The 19,806-nt window shown below is 38.0% G+C and carries 18 protein-coding genes; 6 read left to right on the plus strand and 12 right to left on the minus strand.

Features of this window, described 5'->3' with window-relative positions; genetic code table 11:
* Window positions 1-2 precede the first annotated feature (2 nt).
* A complete protein-coding gene (locus V7Q04_RS07725) occupies window positions 3-191 on the minus strand; it encodes a DUF1737 domain-containing protein (protein ID WP_333804404.1) in 189 nt (62 codons plus the stop codon).
* A gap of 27 nt (window positions 192-218) precedes the next feature.
* Window positions 219-1,211, minus strand: a complete 993-nt coding sequence (locus tag V7Q04_RS07730; protein WP_333804405.1) for a virulence protein RhuM/Fic/DOC family protein — start codon at window positions 1,209-1,211, stop codon at window positions 219-221.
* A 200-nt stretch (window positions 1,212-1,411) separates the two neighbouring features.
* Here V7Q04_RS07730 and tpx point away from each other — a divergent pair, with 200 nt between their 5' ends.
* Both tpx and V7Q04_RS07740 read left to right on the plus strand, forming a co-directional pair.
* Window positions 1,412-1,954 carry a thiol peroxidase gene (gene tpx / locus V7Q04_RS07735; protein ID WP_443070039.1) on the plus strand — a complete coding sequence of 181 codons (543 nt, stop codon included), beginning with the start codon at window positions 1,412-1,414 and terminating at the stop codon, window positions 1,952-1,954.
* Window positions 1,899-3,143 carry an NnrS family protein gene (locus V7Q04_RS07740; RefSeq protein WP_333804407.1) on the plus strand — a complete coding sequence of 415 codons (1,245 nt, stop codon included), beginning with the start codon at window positions 1,899-1,901 and terminating at the stop codon, window positions 3,141-3,143. Before tpx ends, V7Q04_RS07740 begins: the two co-directional genes overlap by 56 nt.
* 47 nt (window positions 3,144-3,190) lie before the next feature.
* Here V7Q04_RS07740 and V7Q04_RS07745 read toward each other — a convergent pair whose 3' ends face one another.
* The 7 genes from V7Q04_RS07745 to V7Q04_RS07775 form a co-directional block, all read right to left on the minus strand.
* A complete protein-coding gene (locus V7Q04_RS07745) occupies window positions 3,191-3,397 on the minus strand; it encodes a heavy-metal-associated domain-containing protein (protein ID WP_333804408.1) in 207 nt (68 codons plus the stop codon).
* Between the two features lie 114 nt (window positions 3,398-3,511).
* Window positions 3,512-5,674, minus strand: coding sequence for a heavy metal translocating P-type ATPase (locus V7Q04_RS07750; RefSeq protein WP_333804409.1), 2,163 nt, complete (start codon window positions 5,672-5,674; stop codon window positions 3,512-3,514).
* 80 nt (window positions 5,675-5,754) lie between these two features.
* Window positions 5,755-8,130: an HD domain-containing phosphohydrolase gene (locus V7Q04_RS07755; RefSeq protein WP_333804410.1), complete on the minus strand. Its 2,376-nt coding sequence runs from the start codon at window positions 8,128-8,130 to the stop codon at window positions 5,755-5,757.
* Between the two features lie 98 nt (window positions 8,131-8,228).
* Complete coding sequence (gene rmuC / locus V7Q04_RS07760) at window positions 8,229-9,533, minus strand: DNA recombination protein RmuC (RefSeq protein WP_333804411.1); 1,305 nt, start codon at window positions 9,531-9,533, stop codon at window positions 8,229-8,231.
* A 34-nt stretch (window positions 9,534-9,567) separates the two neighbouring features.
* Complete coding sequence (locus V7Q04_RS07765) at window positions 9,568-9,852, minus strand: hypothetical protein (protein ID WP_333804412.1); 285 nt, start codon at window positions 9,850-9,852, stop codon at window positions 9,568-9,570.
* Entirely contained in the window at window positions 9,852-10,769 is a 918-nt protein-coding gene (gene rsmH / locus V7Q04_RS07770) for a 16S rRNA (cytosine(1402)-N(4))-methyltransferase RsmH (protein WP_333804413.1), read from the minus strand. Before rsmH ends, V7Q04_RS07765 begins: the two co-directional genes overlap by 1 nt.
* A gap of 27 nt (window positions 10,770-10,796) precedes the next feature.
* Entirely contained in the window at window positions 10,797-12,101 is a 1,305-nt protein-coding gene (locus V7Q04_RS07775) for an adenosylmethionine--8-amino-7-oxononanoate transaminase (RefSeq protein ID WP_333804414.1), read from the minus strand.
* Window positions 12,102-12,206: 105 nt separating this feature from the next.
* Between V7Q04_RS07775 and V7Q04_RS07780 the strand changes: the two genes are divergently transcribed.
* The 3 genes from V7Q04_RS07780 to ftsZ are packed head-to-tail and all read left to right on the plus strand — an operon-like array spanning window position 12,207 to window position 16,181.
* Window positions 12,207-13,667, plus strand: a complete 1,461-nt coding sequence (locus tag V7Q04_RS07780) for a peptidylprolyl isomerase (RefSeq protein WP_333804415.1) — start codon at window positions 12,207-12,209, stop codon at window positions 13,665-13,667.
* On the plus strand, window positions 13,668-15,047 hold the full coding sequence (gene ftsA / locus V7Q04_RS07785; RefSeq protein WP_333804416.1) for a cell division protein FtsA: 1,380 nt from the start codon (window positions 13,668-13,670) through the stop codon (window positions 15,045-15,047).
* A gap of 15 nt (window positions 15,048-15,062) precedes the next feature.
* A complete protein-coding gene (gene ftsZ / locus V7Q04_RS07790; RefSeq protein ID WP_333804417.1) occupies window positions 15,063-16,181 on the plus strand; it encodes a cell division protein FtsZ in 1,119 nt (372 codons plus the stop codon).
* 53 nt (window positions 16,182-16,234) lie between these two features.
* On the opposite strand, the gene V7Q04_RS07795 is transcribed toward ftsZ, so the two are convergent.
* The 3 genes from V7Q04_RS07795 to V7Q04_RS07805 are packed head-to-tail and all read right to left on the minus strand — an operon-like array spanning window position 16,235 to window position 18,733.
* Complete coding sequence (locus V7Q04_RS07795) at window positions 16,235-16,705, minus strand: DUF4149 domain-containing protein (protein ID WP_333804418.1); 471 nt, start codon at window positions 16,703-16,705, stop codon at window positions 16,235-16,237.
* Window positions 16,702-17,520, minus strand: a complete 819-nt coding sequence (gene prmC / locus V7Q04_RS07800; RefSeq protein WP_333804419.1) for a peptide chain release factor N(5)-glutamine methyltransferase — start codon at window positions 17,518-17,520, stop codon at window positions 16,702-16,704. The genes V7Q04_RS07795 and prmC overlap by 4 nt, the downstream gene beginning before the upstream one ends.
* On the minus strand, window positions 17,510-18,733 hold the full coding sequence (locus V7Q04_RS07805; protein ID WP_333804420.1) for a M48 family metallopeptidase: 1,224 nt from the start codon (window positions 18,731-18,733) through the stop codon (window positions 17,510-17,512). The genes prmC and V7Q04_RS07805 overlap by 11 nt, the downstream gene beginning before the upstream one ends.
* Window positions 18,734-18,947: 214 nt before the next feature.
* Here V7Q04_RS07805 and V7Q04_RS07810 point away from each other — a divergent pair.
* On the plus strand, window positions 18,948-19,806 hold an 859-nt coding region (locus tag V7Q04_RS07810), incomplete at its 3' end, for an MCP four helix bundle domain-containing protein (protein WP_333804421.1).

Raw genomic sequence — 19,806 nt, forward strand, 5'->3', positions numbered from 1 at the left:
ACTTACTTCGTAAATCCGCACGCCTTAACGTCTTTGTCATCCTCTTTAACAATCGCTTGTGCTGCGATCACAGTTTGACCGTTAAACGTTACTGCTGGGTTTCCGTGTAGTTTCCAGCCGTTATTTAAAAACTCTATGATTCTCGCACAAAAGGTTGAGTCATCGGGTCCTGTGATAAGTTTATATTGCATATTTACTCCTTAACTTTTCTATGTATTTTAGTCTGTTTCACTTAAAAGATTGACGATGAGTTTAACCATCAGCTCTTTTTGATTTGGTTCGCTTGCTGCTACTAAAAGAGCAAGTGAGACCAACGCGTTATCGTTGATTTTTGGCTCACCGTTTGTCTTGTAAGCGATGCCATTTTTATGTAAAAAGAGGATGAAGAGAAACGAGCCTATGCGTTTATTACCATCTGAAAAGGCATGATCTTTAATGACATAGTAAAGTAAATTTGCCGCTTTTTCTTCGATGCTAGAAAGTAGATCGACTCCACCAAAAGTTTGATAGATATTGAGCAATGCACCTTTAAACTCTCCTGCTTTTTCATTGCCAAAAAGTTCTGTGGCATCACCTTTTGCCATCAGATCTTTTTTAAGCGCTTTTATCGCTTCTTTGGCTTCATCGTAGTCTAAAATAAACCGTTGATTGAGCGTACCTTGAAGTGCATGAAGAGCATCTGAGTCGTAACCTTGAAGCAGTGCCCATGTTTTGGCATAATTGTTGATGATGTCAAGCAAGCCTTTGGCTTCATTGCTACTCAGCTCTTTTGTTTCGATGCTTTTTCGCACTAACTCCATCGTGGCGGTGAGTTCACCCAGACTTTGAACATTGATGCGTTGGTGGTTGAGGGCATAACCTTTGATGAGATACTCTTTAAGGATTTTACTCGCCCAAATACGAAACTGTGTTGCATTTTTAGAATTTACTCTGTATCCCACAGACAGTACGGCATCTAAATTATAAAATGATGTTTCATATGTTTTCCCATCATTCGCAGTATATTCCAAAATGGAATGAACTGAATTTTTATCTAATTCTCCTGATTTAAAGATATTGCTTAAATGCTTTGAGATAGCTGGTTGTTTAGTACCAAACAGTTCAGCCATCTGGGATTGATTGAGCCAAAGAGTTTCATGCTCCAAAGTAACTTTTAAACTCACATGCCCTTTATCATCGATATATAAAACAACATTCTGAGTCTCTGGCATCGTTGCTATCCTCTTTTTTGATGTTTTATTATAGCCTTTTAATAAAAGAACGATCCATTTCATTGCAAAATGAAATAAGAACTTTAGATATAAAAATGTCAAATTCCTAGATGTAGATCAAGGTTTTTTGGTTTTAAATGAGATAAAATGACTCCCATATAAACACATATGAAAGGATAACCATGACGTTTACCGCAAAAATAGATAAAACTGCCCTTAAAGGCATGTCCGTAAAACTAGAAGGCACTTTTCAAGAAGTGGGCAACAATGCTCCTATCGTGAAGGTTGTTACACCCGACTTACAAGAAAAAACCATTGGTGGAGAGAGCAATAAAGCTCAACTTATCATCGCAGTGCCTTCTTTAGATACGCCTGTGTGTGACGCTGAAGCGAGACGCTTCAATCAAGCCGTTGCAAGTCACGATAATATCGACACTGTTATTGTCTCTATGGATCTTCCATTCTCCGCTGCAAAATTTTGTAACGTTGCAGGAATCGAAAATCTTAGCGTCACCAGTGACTTCAGACACAAAGCGTTTGCACGTGCCTATGGTATGCTCATTAGTGATGGCGCATTAGAAGGTTTATGTGCAAGAGCACTGTTTGTCATCAGTAAAGATGGCAAAATCGTTTACAAACAAGTTGTTCCTGAGATTACGGAGGAGCCAAATTATGACGAAGCGCTAAATGCCGCTATCGATGCAGCCAACAGGGGGGCTAGTTGTTGTGGTTTTTGTCAGTAGTTTAACCCCACCGCCACCGCCTAAGACGACGGCGATTCAGAACCTTCAAGCTCAGCCACACCGTATCTTTTTCTTTGCTGGTGTGGTGCAAGGCTTGCTCTTTGTTGCTCTTATTGGGCTAAATTATGCGGGTCTTATACACCTTAAAGCAAACGTGGGTCTCTACCACGCTTATGCCATGACATTTATCGTTTTTACACAGTTTTTTGCAGGATTTTTGTTGACGACGTTTCCTCGCTATTTGTCTCGTCCATCGGCATCTCAAAAAGAGTATATGCCGATTGCATGGCTTATTAATGGTGGTGGAGTACTTTTTGTACTACTCTCGTTTGTCTCAACAACAGTACTCATCGCGCCTATGCTTCTCATCTTGGCAGGGTATGTTAAACTTTGTTTGGTTTTGCTTGATTTTCAAACGAAAAGTACCGTAACAAACAAAGCAGACACGACATGGATGTTACGCTCTTTTGCCCTTGGTGCAGTAGGTCAAGTGCTTTTTATTTTTGACTTGTTTATACCAAGCTATGCCTATGCTTTGGCTCTTGGCGTGAGTTTTTATCTCTATTTGTTTTTTATTGTTTTAACGGTTTCACAGAAAATGATGCCATTTTTTGCGGCAAATACCATTGTTGGTTATACCATGAACAAAAGCAAGCATTTTTTACTCGTTGTCTTTGCTGCATTGGTGCTCAAAGTCGTCTTAGAAGCCCTAAATATCAATGCTTTTATAGCCGATGGAGCACTGTTTGGGATCATCACGTATGAGCTTTTAAAATGGCGTCTTCCTTTTAAAAAATCACCGCCTATTTTATGGGTTCTTTTTCTCTCCATCTGGTGGGTTCCTGTAGGTTTTGGGCTTTTTGTTGTGCAAGATTTTTCAGCACTGCTAGGCGCGCCAATCTACTTGGAGAAGTCTCCTTTGCATGCTTTGGCATTGGGTTATTTTACAACAGTACTCATAGGCTTTGGGACAAGAGTCATATTAGGACATTCTGGAAGAACACCAAAAGCAGATGCTTATGCTGTAACGCTTTTTGGATTGATTCAAGCGATGGCACTGATTCGTATTATTGCAGGTATTTTTCCGCAATTTGGATACCTTCATGCGGTATTAACAGTAGCTGTTTTATGGATTATTATCTTTGGGTTATGGTCTAAGCGGTATATTCATATCTTGTTCGAGAAGTGATGTCTTGGAAGAGCCCTATTTTAGGGCTCTTTACTTTAAATTTAAAATTATAAAGCGACTTCAAATCCCGCATCATCAATCGCTTTTTCAAACACACTCACATCAATCGGAGCATCATACTCAATGACAGTTTGACCACTGGCTAGGTCAACATTGACGCTCTTGACGCCTTTGATTCCCTCTAAAACACCTTTGACGCTTTTAACGCATCCTCCACAACTCATACCTTTAACCACCAATGTGATTGTTGCCATTGTTTTCCTTTTACTATAATTTTTATTTTTATAACGCCACTTAGGCAAAGCCCAAGAGGCTACGTTAGCCACTAGGGCACTAAGGCTTGCCTCTTTCGAGGCAGAAATATAATTTTATTTCATTTTCCAACGTCGAAGGAGCAAAGAGTTACTGACCACAGAGACAGAACTCATCGCCATTGCGCCACCTGCGACAATGGGGTTTAACATACCCAAAAATGCAAGTGGAATTGCTAGGGTATTATACACAAAAGCTAAAAAGAGGTTCTGCTTAATTTTTGACATCGTGGCACGTGAAAGTGCGATGGCATTGACCACAAAGAGCGGGTCATTTGCAATTAAAATCATATCGGCACTCTCTACGGCAATGTCTGAGCCATTGGACATCGCAATGGCAACATCAGCAACCGCAAGAGCGGGTGCATCGTTGATGCCATCTCCCACCATACAAACAAACTTTCCTTCATCTTGAAGCTTACTAATCGCCATAGCTTTGCCATCAGGGAGTACATCTGCAAAAAAGTGTTCAATGCCAAGCTCGTGAGCCACCTTTTGAGCACAACGCTCATTGTCACCGGTCAACATATAAACGGCAATGCCGTCATTTTGAAGCTTTACAATCGCTACTTTGGCACTCTCACGAATGGTATCTGCCAAAGCAATATAGCCAACGATAGCCTCTTTAGTTGCTAAGACTACAATACTATTGCCCTCTTCTAAAAATGTTTGAGCCCTGGTTGAGGGGTGCAGTGAGGTGAATTGAGCAATAAACGCAGGAGACCCAGCAAAATAAACAACACCATTGATCTCACCTGAAACGCCCAATCCTGAATAGTTCTGAAACGATTGTACATTAAGCGTGATATTCTTGGGCGCAGAAGCCATAATAGCTTTGCCCAAAGGATGTTTAGACCCCTCTTCTAACGCCGAAACAAGGGCTAAAAACTGCCCTTTATCAAGATCATTTTTTTCGATTAAAACATCAACCACTTGAGGATTAGCATAGGTCAATGTTCCTGTTTTGTCAAAGACAACAGCAGTAATCTTACCTACATTCTCGAGCACTTCCGCATTTTTGATGAGAATGCCCTCGCTTGCCCCTCTTCCCACGCCTACCATAATCGCAGTGGGTGTTGCAAGACCAAGCGCGCACGGGCACGCAATGACAAGAACAGAGACAGCGTTGATAATTGCTTCTTCAAAATTTCCTCCAATAAACCACCACGCACCAAAGGTAATCACCGCAATGCTCACAACAATCGGCACAAATATACCTGCAATCGTATCGGCAAGACGTTGAATAGGTGCTTTTGAGCCTTGGGCCTCTTCGATGAGACGAACAATAGACGCTAAAAAGGTGTCTGAACCTACTTTTAAAGCTTGACATTTGAGCATACCATCGCCATTTTTAGTCGCACCTACGATGTGGTCTCCTACAGATTTGAGTACGGGTAAACTTTCCCCTGTCATCATCGACTCATCGACCATGCTATTGCCCTCGACAACAAGACCATCCGTAGGAATACTCTCACCTGCTTTAACAATGAAAATATCATTGACATGTAAAGAGTCTATGCTCACTTCTTCGATAAGACCATGACGCTCTACAAAGGCTGTTTTAGGCTGTAAATGCAGAAGCTTAGCGATGGCAAAACCTGTCTTTGCTTTAGCCCTAACTTCCATAAGTTTACCTAAAAGAACTAACGTGATGACAGATGCAGATGCTTCAAAGTAAAGATGGAGGGGTAAGGTGAAGATCATGACACAAAGACTTAAAAAGTACGCAGCACTTGTACCCAAGACAACAAGCACATCCATGTTAGCGCTACCACTTCTGAGGCTTTTATATGCCCCTATGTAAAACTTTCTCCCACAGTAAAACTGGACAATAGTCGCTAAAAAAAGTTGTAATGTAGCAGCTAAATGAAGATGACTGCCCGCTAACATTGCTATCATTTCCACTAAAAAAGGAAGTGTTAAAAGGGCTGAAAGAATAAACTCTTTGAGAAGCTTTCGATACTCTTGTTCTTTATCTAAACTTTTTTGGTTTTGATCGACCTTGGCAGATTCGGTTGCGCCAAAACCTGTTTTTTCGATACTTTGTATGATTTCAGGAAGATTTATAAGAGGATTTGTTGATTCAATAAACGCTTTTTCAGTGGCTAAATTGACATTGGCTGTGACACCTTCAAGCTTTCCAAGTACACGCTCGATGCGTGAAGAACATGCAGCACATGTCATACCTTTGATGTCAAGCTCAAAATGCTTTTCGGACATTTTTTGTCTCCTACTTTTTGTGACATTCTAACGCTTCGTTACTTGTGTCAAGATGAAACAAAAAATGTAGGCGTAAAGTCTTACGATGAGAGGTATTGGGTTATGTCAACTTCATCGATCTGCTCAGGATTTAGATACTTTTGTGCATACTGCATATAAACACCACTTCGTAAAAATAGTTCAAACAAATCACCATCAATGTGCTCATCTTTTTTAAGCATACTCAAAATTTTAATCGCTTCTGAGATTGTTTTTGCTTTTTTATACGGTCTATCATTGGCGGTCAATGCTTCAAATATATCTGCAATAGCGATAATACGTGCAGGCAAAGAAATTTGTTCTTTCGTGAGCCCTCTTGGATACCCAGATCCTGTCATTGTTTCATGGTGCGCACACGCATACTCAGGTACTTTTTTGAGGTTATCCATAAACGGAAGCTCTGAAAGCATACGAATACTCATAATGATATGCTCATTAATCTTATAACGCTCTTCTTCATTCAGCGTTCCTTTGGCAATGCTAAGATTATAAAGCTCCCCTAGATTATTGTAGTAGTGCGGTATTTCCATTTTAATGCCGAGTTGTGCATAGGTTTTTTCATCAATCTCATATGCACGTTTAATGAGATATTCTGGCTTATCCTGAAGCAACGTTTCGTAGCAAGGTAATGGTATCGCTGCAATACCCGCCAAACGTTTATTTTCAGCTTCACTCATACCCAATCTATCGTCAAAATGGCGTGTCCAGGTTATGGAGGCAATTTGTTTAAGACGCTCTATTTTTTGAGCATCCATAAACTCACCACCGATGTTACACTCTGCCAAAAAAGCAAAGTCATCAAACAGTTTTCCTTCGGCTTCTACACGTCTTTGCACTAAAATCTCTTTTGCCTCATTCCCGGATAAAAGACCTTCAAAATAAGCAATATGCGCATCTCTGAGTAAAACTTCAAAACGCGTTCGAATCTCGTGAATACGGTTATGGATCGTTTCCAATTTCGTTGCTTTATCAACCACATACTCAGGTGTTGTTACTTTACCGCAATCGTGTAAAAGTGCTGCTATGCGAAATTCACGCCACGCATTTTCATTTTTGAAATGAAACTTTTTAAAAATTCCTTCATCACTGTTATTGGCAACTTCCGCTAACATGGAGGCAAGTTCTGGAACCCTTTCACAATGCCCGCCCGTATAAGGTGATTTTTCATCGATTGCGCTTGCTATAAGCTTTATAAAGGACTCCATAAGGTTTTCTTGTGCTTTTTCATGCATTTTAATGGAACGTGCCATAAGAACCATAGAATGGCTGAGTGCATAAAACTCTTTAATACGGGTTGTAATGTGATGCACCGCATCATATTTCTTTTCAGCAACATTATCACTCATCGTTTTAAGCAGATCAACAGGACGTATAATGATATATCGAAGAGCAAACCATGTGACAATAATAATAAAAGCTATCATCAAAAGTGAAATAACAATTGTTTCTATTGCAATCGCATCAATCTCTTGAGTCACTTTTTTTTCTTCTAAATAGGTTCCAATATACCACTGTTTTTCAAAATCAGCAGGAAATTCTGAAAAGGCAAAAAGATAGTTCTCATTAGCGTTATTTTGGACACGCCCACGCCTTTTTCCATTTAAAAAATTCTCATACGACGCCTTAATCTCTTGATTTGGGAGTTGCGAAACTTTGAGATTTTTTTCACTGACCTCCAATGAGCTAGCGATGATATCACCCGTTTGATTGACGATAATAATAGAACCATCGATAACGGCACTTTGTTCTTTAAGTAGCTTTGTAATGGAAGCAATCGTAAAATCAATTCCCGCTACTTTAATCTTTTCACCATCACTATTAAAAAAAGGATATGACACAGTTATACCAACCTCTTTTGTTGAGGCAAAAGCATACGGATCTGACCAATAATAACTCTTAGACACTGTTGCATTTTTATACCATGACCGCTCGCATGGATCATATGTTGCATCTTTATATTCAAGGCGCACAGTCTCAAACTGACTGTTTTTATACGCCCATTCATCCAGTGGAACTTTTGCTCTTGTATCAATGGTGCGCATCACAAAATCGGGTGTTCGTCTTGCTTGAAAAAAATTCCCATATTTATCGGCAAGGTAAATACTGGCTATCTTTTCATCTGAAAGTAGCATTTCCCACATCATGCGTGTAAAAATCTCTTTTGAAGCAAACAGATCATCATCTTCTTGACTATGCAACAACACTGTAAGATGTGCAGATGTCCTTTGTAGTGAGGTTTTAATCGTTTCTATGATGTTTTTACGCACTTCCGCGTTTCGTTTTTGAATCATACTGTAAGAATTTTTGGAACTTTGCAGATAATTATGCCCAATGAGAGAAAAAGAGAGGAATCCCGCTAACCCAATAATCAAGGTTATAATACTAAATGTAAACGTATATCTTTTGGTGTTTTTCATAGCTACCCTCCTAACATTAAGGCGTGTAACGATTCATGCTTTCAAACAAAGAGATTGTAACACGATTTAACCAAATCATTTACATGCTCTTTCACAAATTATTCTTCTGTTTTCTCCTCTAAAAGTGCTACTGCTTCAATATCTGTATTAAAGTCTTGGTATTCAAGTTTGGCATCTTTGAGGTTTTTTGTCGCTTTCGCACCTAAACGCTTTAAATTCTCTACCCTACCCAAGATATTACCTGAACCTTCAGTGAGCTGTTTTTGAGCGTTTTCATAGCTGTTGTTAAGTGTTTGGAGTTGCGAGCCAACTTTTTTAAAACTCTCAGAAAAACCAACCATTTTGTCGTACATTTTTCCTGCTTCATCAAACAGCTTTGATGCTAAAGTACTCGACTGTTCACTTTGCCAGTAAAGATAGATCGTACGCAATGAAACGGTTAGTGTAGAAGGATTAACAATAGCGATGTGCTTGCGAAGCGCATACTCATAAAGCTTTGGGTCTTCATTGATGGCAACAGAGAAAGCCCCTTCAATAGGCACAAACATAAAGACATACTGCAATGTTCCTTGTTTGTAATGCGCATAATCTTTACTATCAAGCGTGTCAATATGCTCACGAAAGGCCTGCATTAAGGCTTTTGAAGCAAGGTGTTTTTCCTCTTCACTCTCAGCTTTAACAAATTCATCGTAACTGTTCAGTGACACTTTAGAGTCAATGATGATGGTACGGTCTTGCGGGAGTTTAATAACGACATCAGGACGTTTTGTTCGCCCTTCTTCATCTTTATAACTCTCTTGCGTTTCGTAATGCACACCCTTAACAAGTCCTGAGTACTCTAAAACGCTCTCCAAAATCATTTCACCCCAACTACCTTGGCTCTGTTTTTTACCTTTGAGTGCTTTGGTGAGATTTTCTGCCTCTTTAGAGATATTTATACCTGCACGTGCCACCAGTTCGATCTCTTTGGAGAGTTCCGCAAACTTTTTTGTACTGTTCTCTTGCGAATTTTCAACACTTTTTTTAAAATGATCTAAATTCTCTTTGAAGGGTTTTAAAAGTGTTTCAAGCGATTTTGTCGAAGTTTCATCAAGTTTTTGAAGCTTCTTTTCTAGGTGTTGCTCCATAATAGCATTGAGTTTTAATTCAAGCTTTTTCCCCTGATCTTCAAGGTCAAATTTGAGTTGCTGATTGCCCTCTCTTTGGGCTTTAAGTTCTGCTTGAAGTTTGGCACTTTGCATGTTTAGCGCTAAATTATCAGAAGATAACTGCTCATTCTTGACTTTAAATTCGGCAAGCTCATACGATTTTTCTTTAAGAAGTGACTTAACCCACAATCCAATCACCACGATAGCAACACTAAACATAATAAAAATAGCTAAAAATAGCATCTCTTGTGGCATAAAAACTCCTAATATGTATGGGTAAGTAAAAAGATTATTCGATGTAAATTGTGTCTAAAATTTGGTTTTTGAAGCGAATATTTTCCAAATTTTGCTTCAAAACGCGGTTCTCTTCTTTAAGAATTGAGTACTCACCGTAAAGTTTGCTAATATCACGGCTCATGTAGTAGATTTGATTTTTGATGTAAATTTTAGGAAGAATCAACAAAAAGGCGACAAACATCACCATGTACACGAGCAATAAAAAACGAAAATCGAGATTTTTCTCAACTTTCTGTTCAGCGTCATACTGCTCTAAGAGTTCATTTTTATCGCCCATTACGCCCTCTTCATCTCAAAGACTCTCAGCTTTGCACTACGACTACGAGGATTTTTCTTTATCTCTGCATTGCTGGCTTCGATCGGCTTTTTACTGATGAGTTTACCAAGCGAGTGGTTATTACCACACATACAACGCATCACGTGTGGCGGACAAATACAGTTTTGAGACCAGAGTTTAAACGTCTGTTTGACAATGCGGTCTTCAAGAGAATGAAATGAGATAATCCCCACAATACAGTGCTTAAAATGAGCATTTTTGATGCTCTCTAAAAGTTCAGTAAGAACACCTAGCTCGTTATTGACTTCAATGCGAATCGCTTGAAAAAGCAATGTTGAAGGATGTATTGTCTTTTTTCCTCCCACTTTTTCCGCCAATTTTGAAAGCTCTTTTGCACTCATAAGCGGTGCTTTTACTCTGGCTTCACAGATAAGATTTGCCATTTTTTTATACTCGTGAATCTCGCCATACTCACGTAAAATAAACTCTAGTTCCTCTTTAGAATAATGATTAACTACGTCATAGGCACTGAGTTCTTGCTTTGGATTCATACGCATGTCCAAAACATCGGAATCAAAGGCAAAACCACGCTCTTTTTTATCGAGTTGCAAGGAAGAAACACCAATGTCTGCAAGAATGCCACGAATAGGTAAATGCGCGTATTTAGCGATCACGGAAGAAAAATTGCCGTGTTCAAAAACAACACGTTCACCAAAACGTTCTAATCGTTTCTGACTAAAGGCTAACGCCTCTTCATCTTGGTCACAACCAATGAGTTTTATATGAGGGTTTTGCTCTAAAAGTGCTTCACTATGACCACCATATCCTAGCGTACAATCAACAATAAACCCTTCAGTAAGAGCAGAAAAAGCCTCTTTGACCTCTTCTAAAAGTACGGGAATATGGGGAATGTTCACTGGGCTTCCTTGGTTAAAATGGTTTTATTATAATCTATTGAGGCTTACAATCGCCTCATACGCTACGTCCATCATCGTCTCAATCTCTTCGGGTGTAATGACATAAGGTGGCATAAAATAGACAACATTGCCGAGTGGACGCAGTATCACGCCTTTTTTCAGGGCATATTCAAATATTTTCAAATTGACACGAAACTCAATCGGATACTCTTTTAATTCTACAGCAGCGATCATGCCCATTTGACGAATTTTCTGCACATTAGACAGTGTTTTAAAACGCTCTAATTTTAAAGCAATTAAATCAATTTTTTCTTGGTTTTTCTCCAAAATTGATTCATTTTCAAAAATATCCAATGTAGCGTTTGCAGCACTACACGCCAGAGGATTCCCCGTATAGCTGTGAGAGTGTAAAAATGCCTTGAATTCAGTGTAATCACAATAAAAGGCATCATAAATGTTTTGAGTTGTTAAAACGACCGAAAGAGGCAGATAACCTCCCGTTAGTCCTTTGGATAATGTCATAAAATCAGGACTAACATTTGCATGTTCACACGCAAACATTTTACCTGTTCTACCAAAGCCAACAGCTATTTCATCGGCAATTAAGTGAACACCATAGGTATCACACAGTTTGCGTGCAAGTGAAATATAAAGCGGATGATACATGTTCATTCCACCTGAACATTGAATGAGTGGTTCGATGATAAAAGCAGAAATCTGATCGGCTTTTTCTTGGAAAATTTTCTCCAACGCATCTGCTGCTTTTTTTGCACTTTCCGCGCTTTGATCTTTTGGCACAGGTGTTTGAATCGTTTGCAATAAAATATCTTCAAAAACTTCTTTATAAAGCTTCACATCGCCAACGGCTAAAGCCCCGATAGTTTCACCATGATAACTATTTTCAAGTGAGACAAAAAACGGTCGTTTTTGCCCCTTATTTTTATGATACTGAAAGCTCATTTTAAGAGCTACTTCAATCGCGCTAGAACCATTATCGGCGTAAAAACACTTTTCAAGCCCTTTTGGCGCTAAAGCGCACAATCTTTTAGAAAGCCTAATGATCGGCTCATGCGTAAATCCCGCAAAAATAACATGTTCAAGCGTTTCTAATTGCTCTTTTATTTTTTGATTAATGTACGGATGGCAATGACCAAAAAGATTGACCCACCATGAACTAACACCATCAATATAACGGTTATCTTCAAAATCATGCAAATAGACCCCTTTTCCGCTTTTGATTGGGATAATCGGAAGTGTCTCGTGGTCTTTCATCTGCGTACAAGGATGCCATATATGCTTCAAGTCATCATCAATTAACATTTTTATGTTCATTGTTACATTTTACCTTTTTTTGTTAGGGGGTTCACGCGATTTATGGTTATTTAATAACTATATAGATAGAATTATAGCAAAATACAGAGTTCTCAAAGGTAAAGAATGATTACGTGGATGCAACGTCATAAGAAATATCTGGTCATCACTATCTGGATTAGCACAATAGCATTTGTCGGTGCTGGTTTCGTAGGATGGGGCGCTTATGATCTGAATAAAGATCGTGCTGCTTCTGTTGCCAAAGTAGGTCATCGCACTATTTCCGTCCAAGAGTTCCAATCTGCATATGCAACCCACTTCAACTTCTACAACAACCTTTTAGGTGGAAAACTGACACAAGAACAAGCAGAACAAATGGGTCTTGATAAAATCGTTATGAATACACTGACCAATCAAACACTGCTATTGAATTATGCTGATGAAATTGGACTTCTTGCAACAAAAGAAGATGTCAAAGAGCGCCTTAGAAATACACCAACATTTCAAACCGATGGCGTTTTCAACAAAGATCTTTACTACTCAATTCTTAAAGCAAACCGTATTAACCCAAGTGATTATGAGAAAGGTCTTGAAAGAGAAATTTTAAATGCAAAACTTGAAAGTTTTTTCAAATTAACACCTTCGGCTAAAGAGATCGATCTTTTTGCATCTGCTTTCTTCATGGAAGATCGTCTTATGATTTCGGCTGTATCGCTTGATGTAAATGAGGTCACCGCAAATGAAGAGGCTATCAAAGCATACTGGGAAAAAAATAAGTCAAACTATCTCACTAAAAAAAGCTATTCACTTGAACTTCTCAATATTCCTGCTTCTCAAACAAAATTTGATGATAAAACACTCGAAGAATTTTTTAATCAAGAAAAATTCAATTATACATTTGAAGATGGAAAATTGATGACATTTGCTGAAGCCAAGAGTAAAGTTGCAGTGAATCTTAGACTTAAAAATGATAAAAAAAGTGCACTTGAATCTTTCCTTGCTTTTAAAAAAGGAGAAGTGCCTGCCAACGAAACAAAAATTATTTTTGATGATGACACGCTATATCCTCTTGATAAAATTCAAATTGCAGCAAAAGATGAAGTCCTTAAGCCAATGGTTATAAAAGACAACTACGTCATCATTAAAGTTAAAGAGATTAAATTCCCTGAACCAATGGCATATGATATGGCGAAGAAAGATGCAAGTCATGATCTTTTAGAAGGATTAAAAAGCACTGCACTCGAGAAAAAAGCACAAGCAAAACTTGAAAACTTTACAGGAAACGATATTGGCTTTGTTAGCAGAGATACGGTAAAATCTATTGCTGGTCTCAGTGAAGCGAAAAGTGCAGAATTTTTTAGTCACGTTTTTGATAACACTGCAAAAAAAGGTTATAAAATTATTGATGGTAAAGCCATTGTATACGAGGTTTTGGAACAAAAGTTGCTTAACAAGGACAAAGCTAAGCAGTATGTTAGTATGATTAGCGAAAATGTTTCACAAGTGAAACAAAATGAACTAAATCAAAATCTTATTAAAAAGCTCGCTACTGCGTATAAAGTCGAGCAATACTACAAAGGAAAATAGTTGAGCACTACGATTTTAGGTATCGACATTGGTTCAACCAAGATTTGCGCTATTATCGCTCAAAAAAACGATGATGGTGACGTCAAAATCTTAGGCGCAGGTATTGCAAAGTCTCAAGGTCTTAAAAAAGGTATTATCACCAATATTGACCTTGCTTCAAAGTCGATTCGCAATGCACTTAATGATGCAAAAAGAGTCGCAGGTACACAGTACGAGATGGTTATCGTTTCGATCTCTGGTGCTTACACTAAAAGCGTTGATAGTAGCGGTATTGTTAATATTCCAAACCGTGACATTGGCATTAAAGAGATTAATCGTGCAATGCAAATGGCAGATCATAACGCTAATATCCCAAATGAGTATGAAAAACTCCATGTGCTCCCTTATAATTTCAAAGTTGACGATCAAGAGTTTATTGAAGATCCACTAGGAATGAATGGAGCGAGACTTGAAGTTCAAGTACATATCATAACTGCACAAAAATCTTCACTCAGTAACCTTAGAAAAGCCGTTAAATCTGCAGGCGTTGAAATCGACAATATCGTTCTTGGTGGTTATGCTTCAGCCATTGCTGTACTCAATCACGACGAAAGAGAGCTAGGTGTTGCTGTCATTGATATGGGTGGGGCAACCTGTAACATTATGATTCATGCTGGTAATTCCATGCGCTTTAATGACTATTTAGGCGTTGGCTCACTCAACATCACCAACGATCTCTCAACGGCTCTTCATACACCACTAGGTGCGGCAGAAGAGATTAAAATTAATTATGGCTCACTGAAAAGTAATTCTAGCGAACTTATTGAACTCCCCGTTATCGGAGATGATGGTTCAACTCATGAAGTATCATTGAATATTGTTTCTAATGTTATTTATGTTAGGGTTGAAGAGACTCTGATGATTTTAGCAAAAACACTTGAAGATAGTAGTTTTAAAGAACAAATTGGTGCGGGTGTTGTGTTAACAGGAGGGATGACAAAACTGGATGGCATTAGAGAATTAGCATCAGCAATTTTCGATAATGTACCCATCAGAATTGCCAAACCAAGAGAAATGGATGGGCTCTTTGAAACATTGAGAGACCCAAGCTACTCAACAGCTATTGGTCTTGTTTTATACGGTGGAGGTTACTTTACACCTTATGAAATCGATTCAAATAAGAAATTACGCTATAAAGATGAGACTATAGAACCAACACGTCACCATCATCAAGAGACCTTTGAAGAGAGTGATGAAGTGGCAGAAAATGAAATTGGAACACTTCCTGCTTCTGATAGTAGTAATGCAAAAGAGAAGCTCAAAGATCTCGCAAACATTCAAGAAGAAAATAGTGAGGGTTTTGGCTCAAAACTATGGAATAGATTAACACAATTATTTTAAAGAGGGGTAAGAGGTATGAACGGATTTAGCATAGAAGAATCAAAATGTGTTTACGGAGCTAAAATCAAAGTTATCGGTGTTGGCGGTGGCGGTGGTAATATGATTAACCACATGGTAAGAGAAGGTATTTGTGGTATCGATCTTATCGCAGCAAACACAGACGCTCAGGCCCTTGAAAACTGTTTAGCAAAAACAAAAATTCAACTTGGCAAAAAAGGTTTAGGTGCAGGTATGCGCCCTGATATTGGTAGAGAATCTGCACTTGAGAGTTATGAAGAGATTAAAAGTTCTTTAGAAAAAGCTGACATTGTTTTTATCGCATCTGGTTTTGGTGGGGGCACTGGAACAGGAGCAGCACCTGTTGTTGCACAAGCAGCTAAAGAAGTGGGTGCATTAACCGTTGCCGTTGTTACACGCCCCTTTATGTTTGAAGGTAAAAAAAGAGCTAAACTTGCAGAACTTGGCATTAACGAACTTCGTAAAGAGAGTGATTCTATTGTTATCATTCCAAATGACAAGCTGCTTGCCATTGTCGATGCAAAATTTGGTATCAAAGACAGTTTCAAGATCGTTGATGACGTTTTAAGTCGCGCCGTTAGTGGTATGAGTTTGGTTGTTCTTTCATCTGGACAAAGCGATATCAATGTTGACTTTGCTGACGTACAAACTGTTATGAGTCATCGTGGTATGGCACTTATGGGTATTGGTGAAAGTACGGGTGAAGATGCAGCAATGGAAGCTATTAAAAGTGCTATCGAGTCACCTCTTCTTGATAACCTTTCTATTAATGGCGCACTTGGTGTTTTGGTTCACTTCCAAATTCCAGCAAGCTATCCTATTACAGAAATCAGTAATGCAATGCAACTTATCCTTGATTGTGCAGATGAAGATGCAGATGTTATTTTTGGAACAACTACTAGTGAAGATATGGATGAAAACAGTGTGAAAGTTACCATTGTCGCTACAGGTTTTGAAAATAAAGTTGAAGCTTCAAAAGAGCTCAAAATGCTTAACAGTAATCAAGAATCAATCAAAAAAGAACGTATTTTACGCATGAAAAAAGTAAGTGGTGGCTATGAGGGACAAGATGATTATCTTGATATTCCTACCTACATCAGACACCAAATGGATTAATAACACCCTTTAACCCCTCTTCTCAATAAGAGAAGAAGCTTTGGCTTCTTCTCTTATTTTTGACTCAGCCAACTACGTCTTACAAATAACATAAATTGAGCCACCATCAACGCTTTCATAACCCATTCACTTTGCTTGTGCATTTTTGCAAATATCTCTGTTGTTGTTTCAACTGCACCAAGTTGTTGAGCATGGACAATAAATGGCGTGTAATAAAAAATAAATAATCCTGTTGTTAAAACAACAATAATCGATAAGATGAATGATATAAAATCATAATTTTTAAACATCATCCAAACCTGCACTTCGTAAATAATGCTGTACAGTGCTACAAAGCCTATAACAAGGTTCATTTTTAAAAAAACTTGCGTCATCAAGATACCACTTTGGAAATGTGTCAAAACTCCATCACCTAAATATTTTTGTGGGAAAAAGATTACAGGAGCTACAAATGCACCTGCGGCAATTTCAACACCTATAGCAACGCTAAGCATTACCAAATAAACCACCATTAAACTTCTCATTTCTTCTCCTTAATCCAAAATCCACGATCTAATGCAGCCAAATCCTTATAAAATTCAACTTCCAAATTTTTACTCTTAGCATAAGCACTGATAGGCTGACGCTGATCATATCCCATCTCGCAAGCCAGTACTTTAACACTATGCTCACAAAAAAGATCGATAATATGACATAACATCTCATCGCCCCTACTTCCACCATAAAGCGCTAACGATGGCTCAAAAGAAAGACCAACTCCTAAAGGCTCTGCGTTAGCTATATAAGGAGGATTAGAGACAATCATATCAATCTCTCCACTAACACCATTCAAATAGTTACTTTCTATAAACGTAATTCGATCACTCACACCGTGTTTAAGAGCATTCTGTCTGCTTACTTGCAAAGCCTCACTGGAAATGTCTACGGCTGTAAGCTTTGCCTCTGGAAGTAAAAGCGCCAGCATAATACTGATGATACCACTGCCACACCCAATTTCAACAATATGTGGCTGTGAGAACTCTTTTACCAATTCAACAGCCTTATCAACAAGTATTTCTGTCTCAGGACGAGGAATAAGAACCCGTGCATCAACATCAAAAACTCTGCCATAAAAACTTGCTCTTCCCAAAATATATTCTAATGGCTCATGGCTAGCACGACGTTTCAAAAACTCATCATAGCGCTCATTGAAAGTAATCTCATTATCACTGTGGGTTAAGAGCCAAGTTATCTCTTCACCAAGTGCTTCACTTAGAAAAATCATCGCCTCTTTTTGTGGAATATCTGTCACAGCGCGTAAGTGCTCAGCACCCCTACTTAAAAGCTCTCTAATGCGCAAGAGCCTCTCCTTCATTAAAAGACATTCCTAACTTCTTGAGTCTTTCGGTAAGTGGTGGATGCGTGAAATAAAGTACTATTGTTAAAGGATGAGAGAGTGGAAAACTTTTATTTTCATCTGCAAGTTTAACAAGCGCAGATGCGAGTGCTTCTTTACTTTCACACTCACTGCCGTATTCATCTGCTCTGTACTCGTTGAAACGACTTATGAGTCCAAAAAGTGGCATTAATACAAATGAAACCAGTGGCGACAGCAATAAGAAAAGTACCATCACACTCCCTGCTGTTTTCTTTACATGTAAAGAGTCAAACAGCTCAGCAGGGAGATTACCAAAAAGTACAAACATAATAAAAAGCATCAAAGCACTTGAAGCAATATTTTTGAGAATATCTTTATGTTTAAAATGACCTAACTCATGTCCAAGGACAGCTAAAAGCTCGTGTTTTTCTAACTTTTCTATCAATGTATCAAAAAGGACAACGCGTTTAGAACTTCCCAATCCTCCAAAGTAAGCATTGAGTCTGTTATCGCGTTTACTTGCATCCAAACTAAACACGCCACTACTTTTAAGCCCTGCTTTATGTAAAAGAGCCTCAATAGAATTTTTTAGACTCTCATCTTGAAGCGGTGTCAGTTTATTAAACAGAGGAACTATCACGATGGGATAGATCATATTAATAAATAAAATAATGGCAAAAGAGAATAAAAATCCATAAAACCACCAATATGCATATGCCATAATAATCATGCTCATCACCCAGAAAAAGGCACTCCCCAAAAGTATAAACATAACCGTAGATTTAAGCTGATCTAAAATAAATGTTTTGGTATCAATGGTAGAAAAACCAAATTTTTTATCCAAGCCAAACGTTTGGTAAAGATCAAAAGGAAGTAAAAGCAGATAATTAATTGCAATAAAGCTCATCACAAATAAGATAGAGTGTAGTGATTCATCGTCAATGTCCAAGGCATAATTTAGTGCTGAAAACCCAAATGTTATCCAACCAAAAAAGAGCACAAAATCAAAAAGCGATAAGACCAATGAAAGCTTTTGCGTTGCTATTTTATAGGCAGCCGCTTTGAGATAATTTGAAGGTGAAAGGACGACTGCTTTTAAATCACGAGCCTTCACTACAAAGCCTATTTCCATCAGTGCTGCATACATTTTAATTAAGAGATAGAGTATATATAAGAGTGTTAATAATTCTAACATAAAGTATGTTTCCTTTAGCAAATTGAAAAACGTTATCATACCAGTTTTTCATCAATAATGTCTAAATGAATGCAACACCATTACAACACATACGTGCTATGATTTTCACAGAATAAAAATTTATTTGCTCATCTTTAATAATATAAAGGCTTCTTTAAATATAATATTAGGAAAATGAGTTTACAATAGAATTTGAATTCAAGAAGGAGTCAAAATGACCATCTCTAAACAACTTATGACTATGCTTGGTCTTGCAACCATAGGCATTTTTTCAATTTTTGGTATTGCTTTAACCAAAATGGATACAGTCTATGAAAAAGCAAATTATGCCAATGACAATTCTCTACCTAGTGTATTATTGCTAAATCATATTATTGAAGATGCATTCAGGCTAAGACTCTACATGTGGCAACACCTCGCACAAACAGATGAAAAAGAGATGAATAAATTAGAACAGTCTATTGAAAAAATGAGTGCTTCTATTGATGAGTATTTAAAAAAATATGAACCAATGGTTTCAGATGAGTCAGATAAAGCACTCTTGGCAAAAGATCGTGAAATTAAAAAAGCCTATTTTGAATTTTTACAAAAAGCTATAAAACTTTCAAGAGATAACCAAAAAGAGGCATCAAGAGATTATATCCTCAGCAACAGCGCTATAGGACAAGCACTAACAGGAGTGTTTGATGAACATATGGCTTACAATGAGAAGCTTGCAAAAGAAGGTGCCAGTATGGGATTAGATGCTAAAAAAGGTGCTAATTTGATGATGATAATTTTATCATTATCTGTAGCTGCTGGTGTCATCATCATTAGTATCATCATCCGAAACAACATTATGCAAGGCGTGCACCTCGTACGAGATAGTATAGGGAATTTTGTGAAAAACAAAGAGCTTAACTTTAGAATAAAATATGAAAAAAACAATGAGATCAAAGAGATGGTCGATAGCTTTAATGATTTGGTTGTGACACTAGAACACACAATCGGTGATGCAAAAAACTCATCCAATGAGAACGCTTCGGTTTCCCATGAGCTCAGTACCACCAGTATGCAAATAGGACGTAATGCAG

Source organism: Sulfurospirillum sp. (assembly GCF_036802865.1).
GTDB lineage: Bacteria > Campylobacterota > Campylobacteria > Campylobacterales > Sulfurospirillaceae > Sulfurospirillum.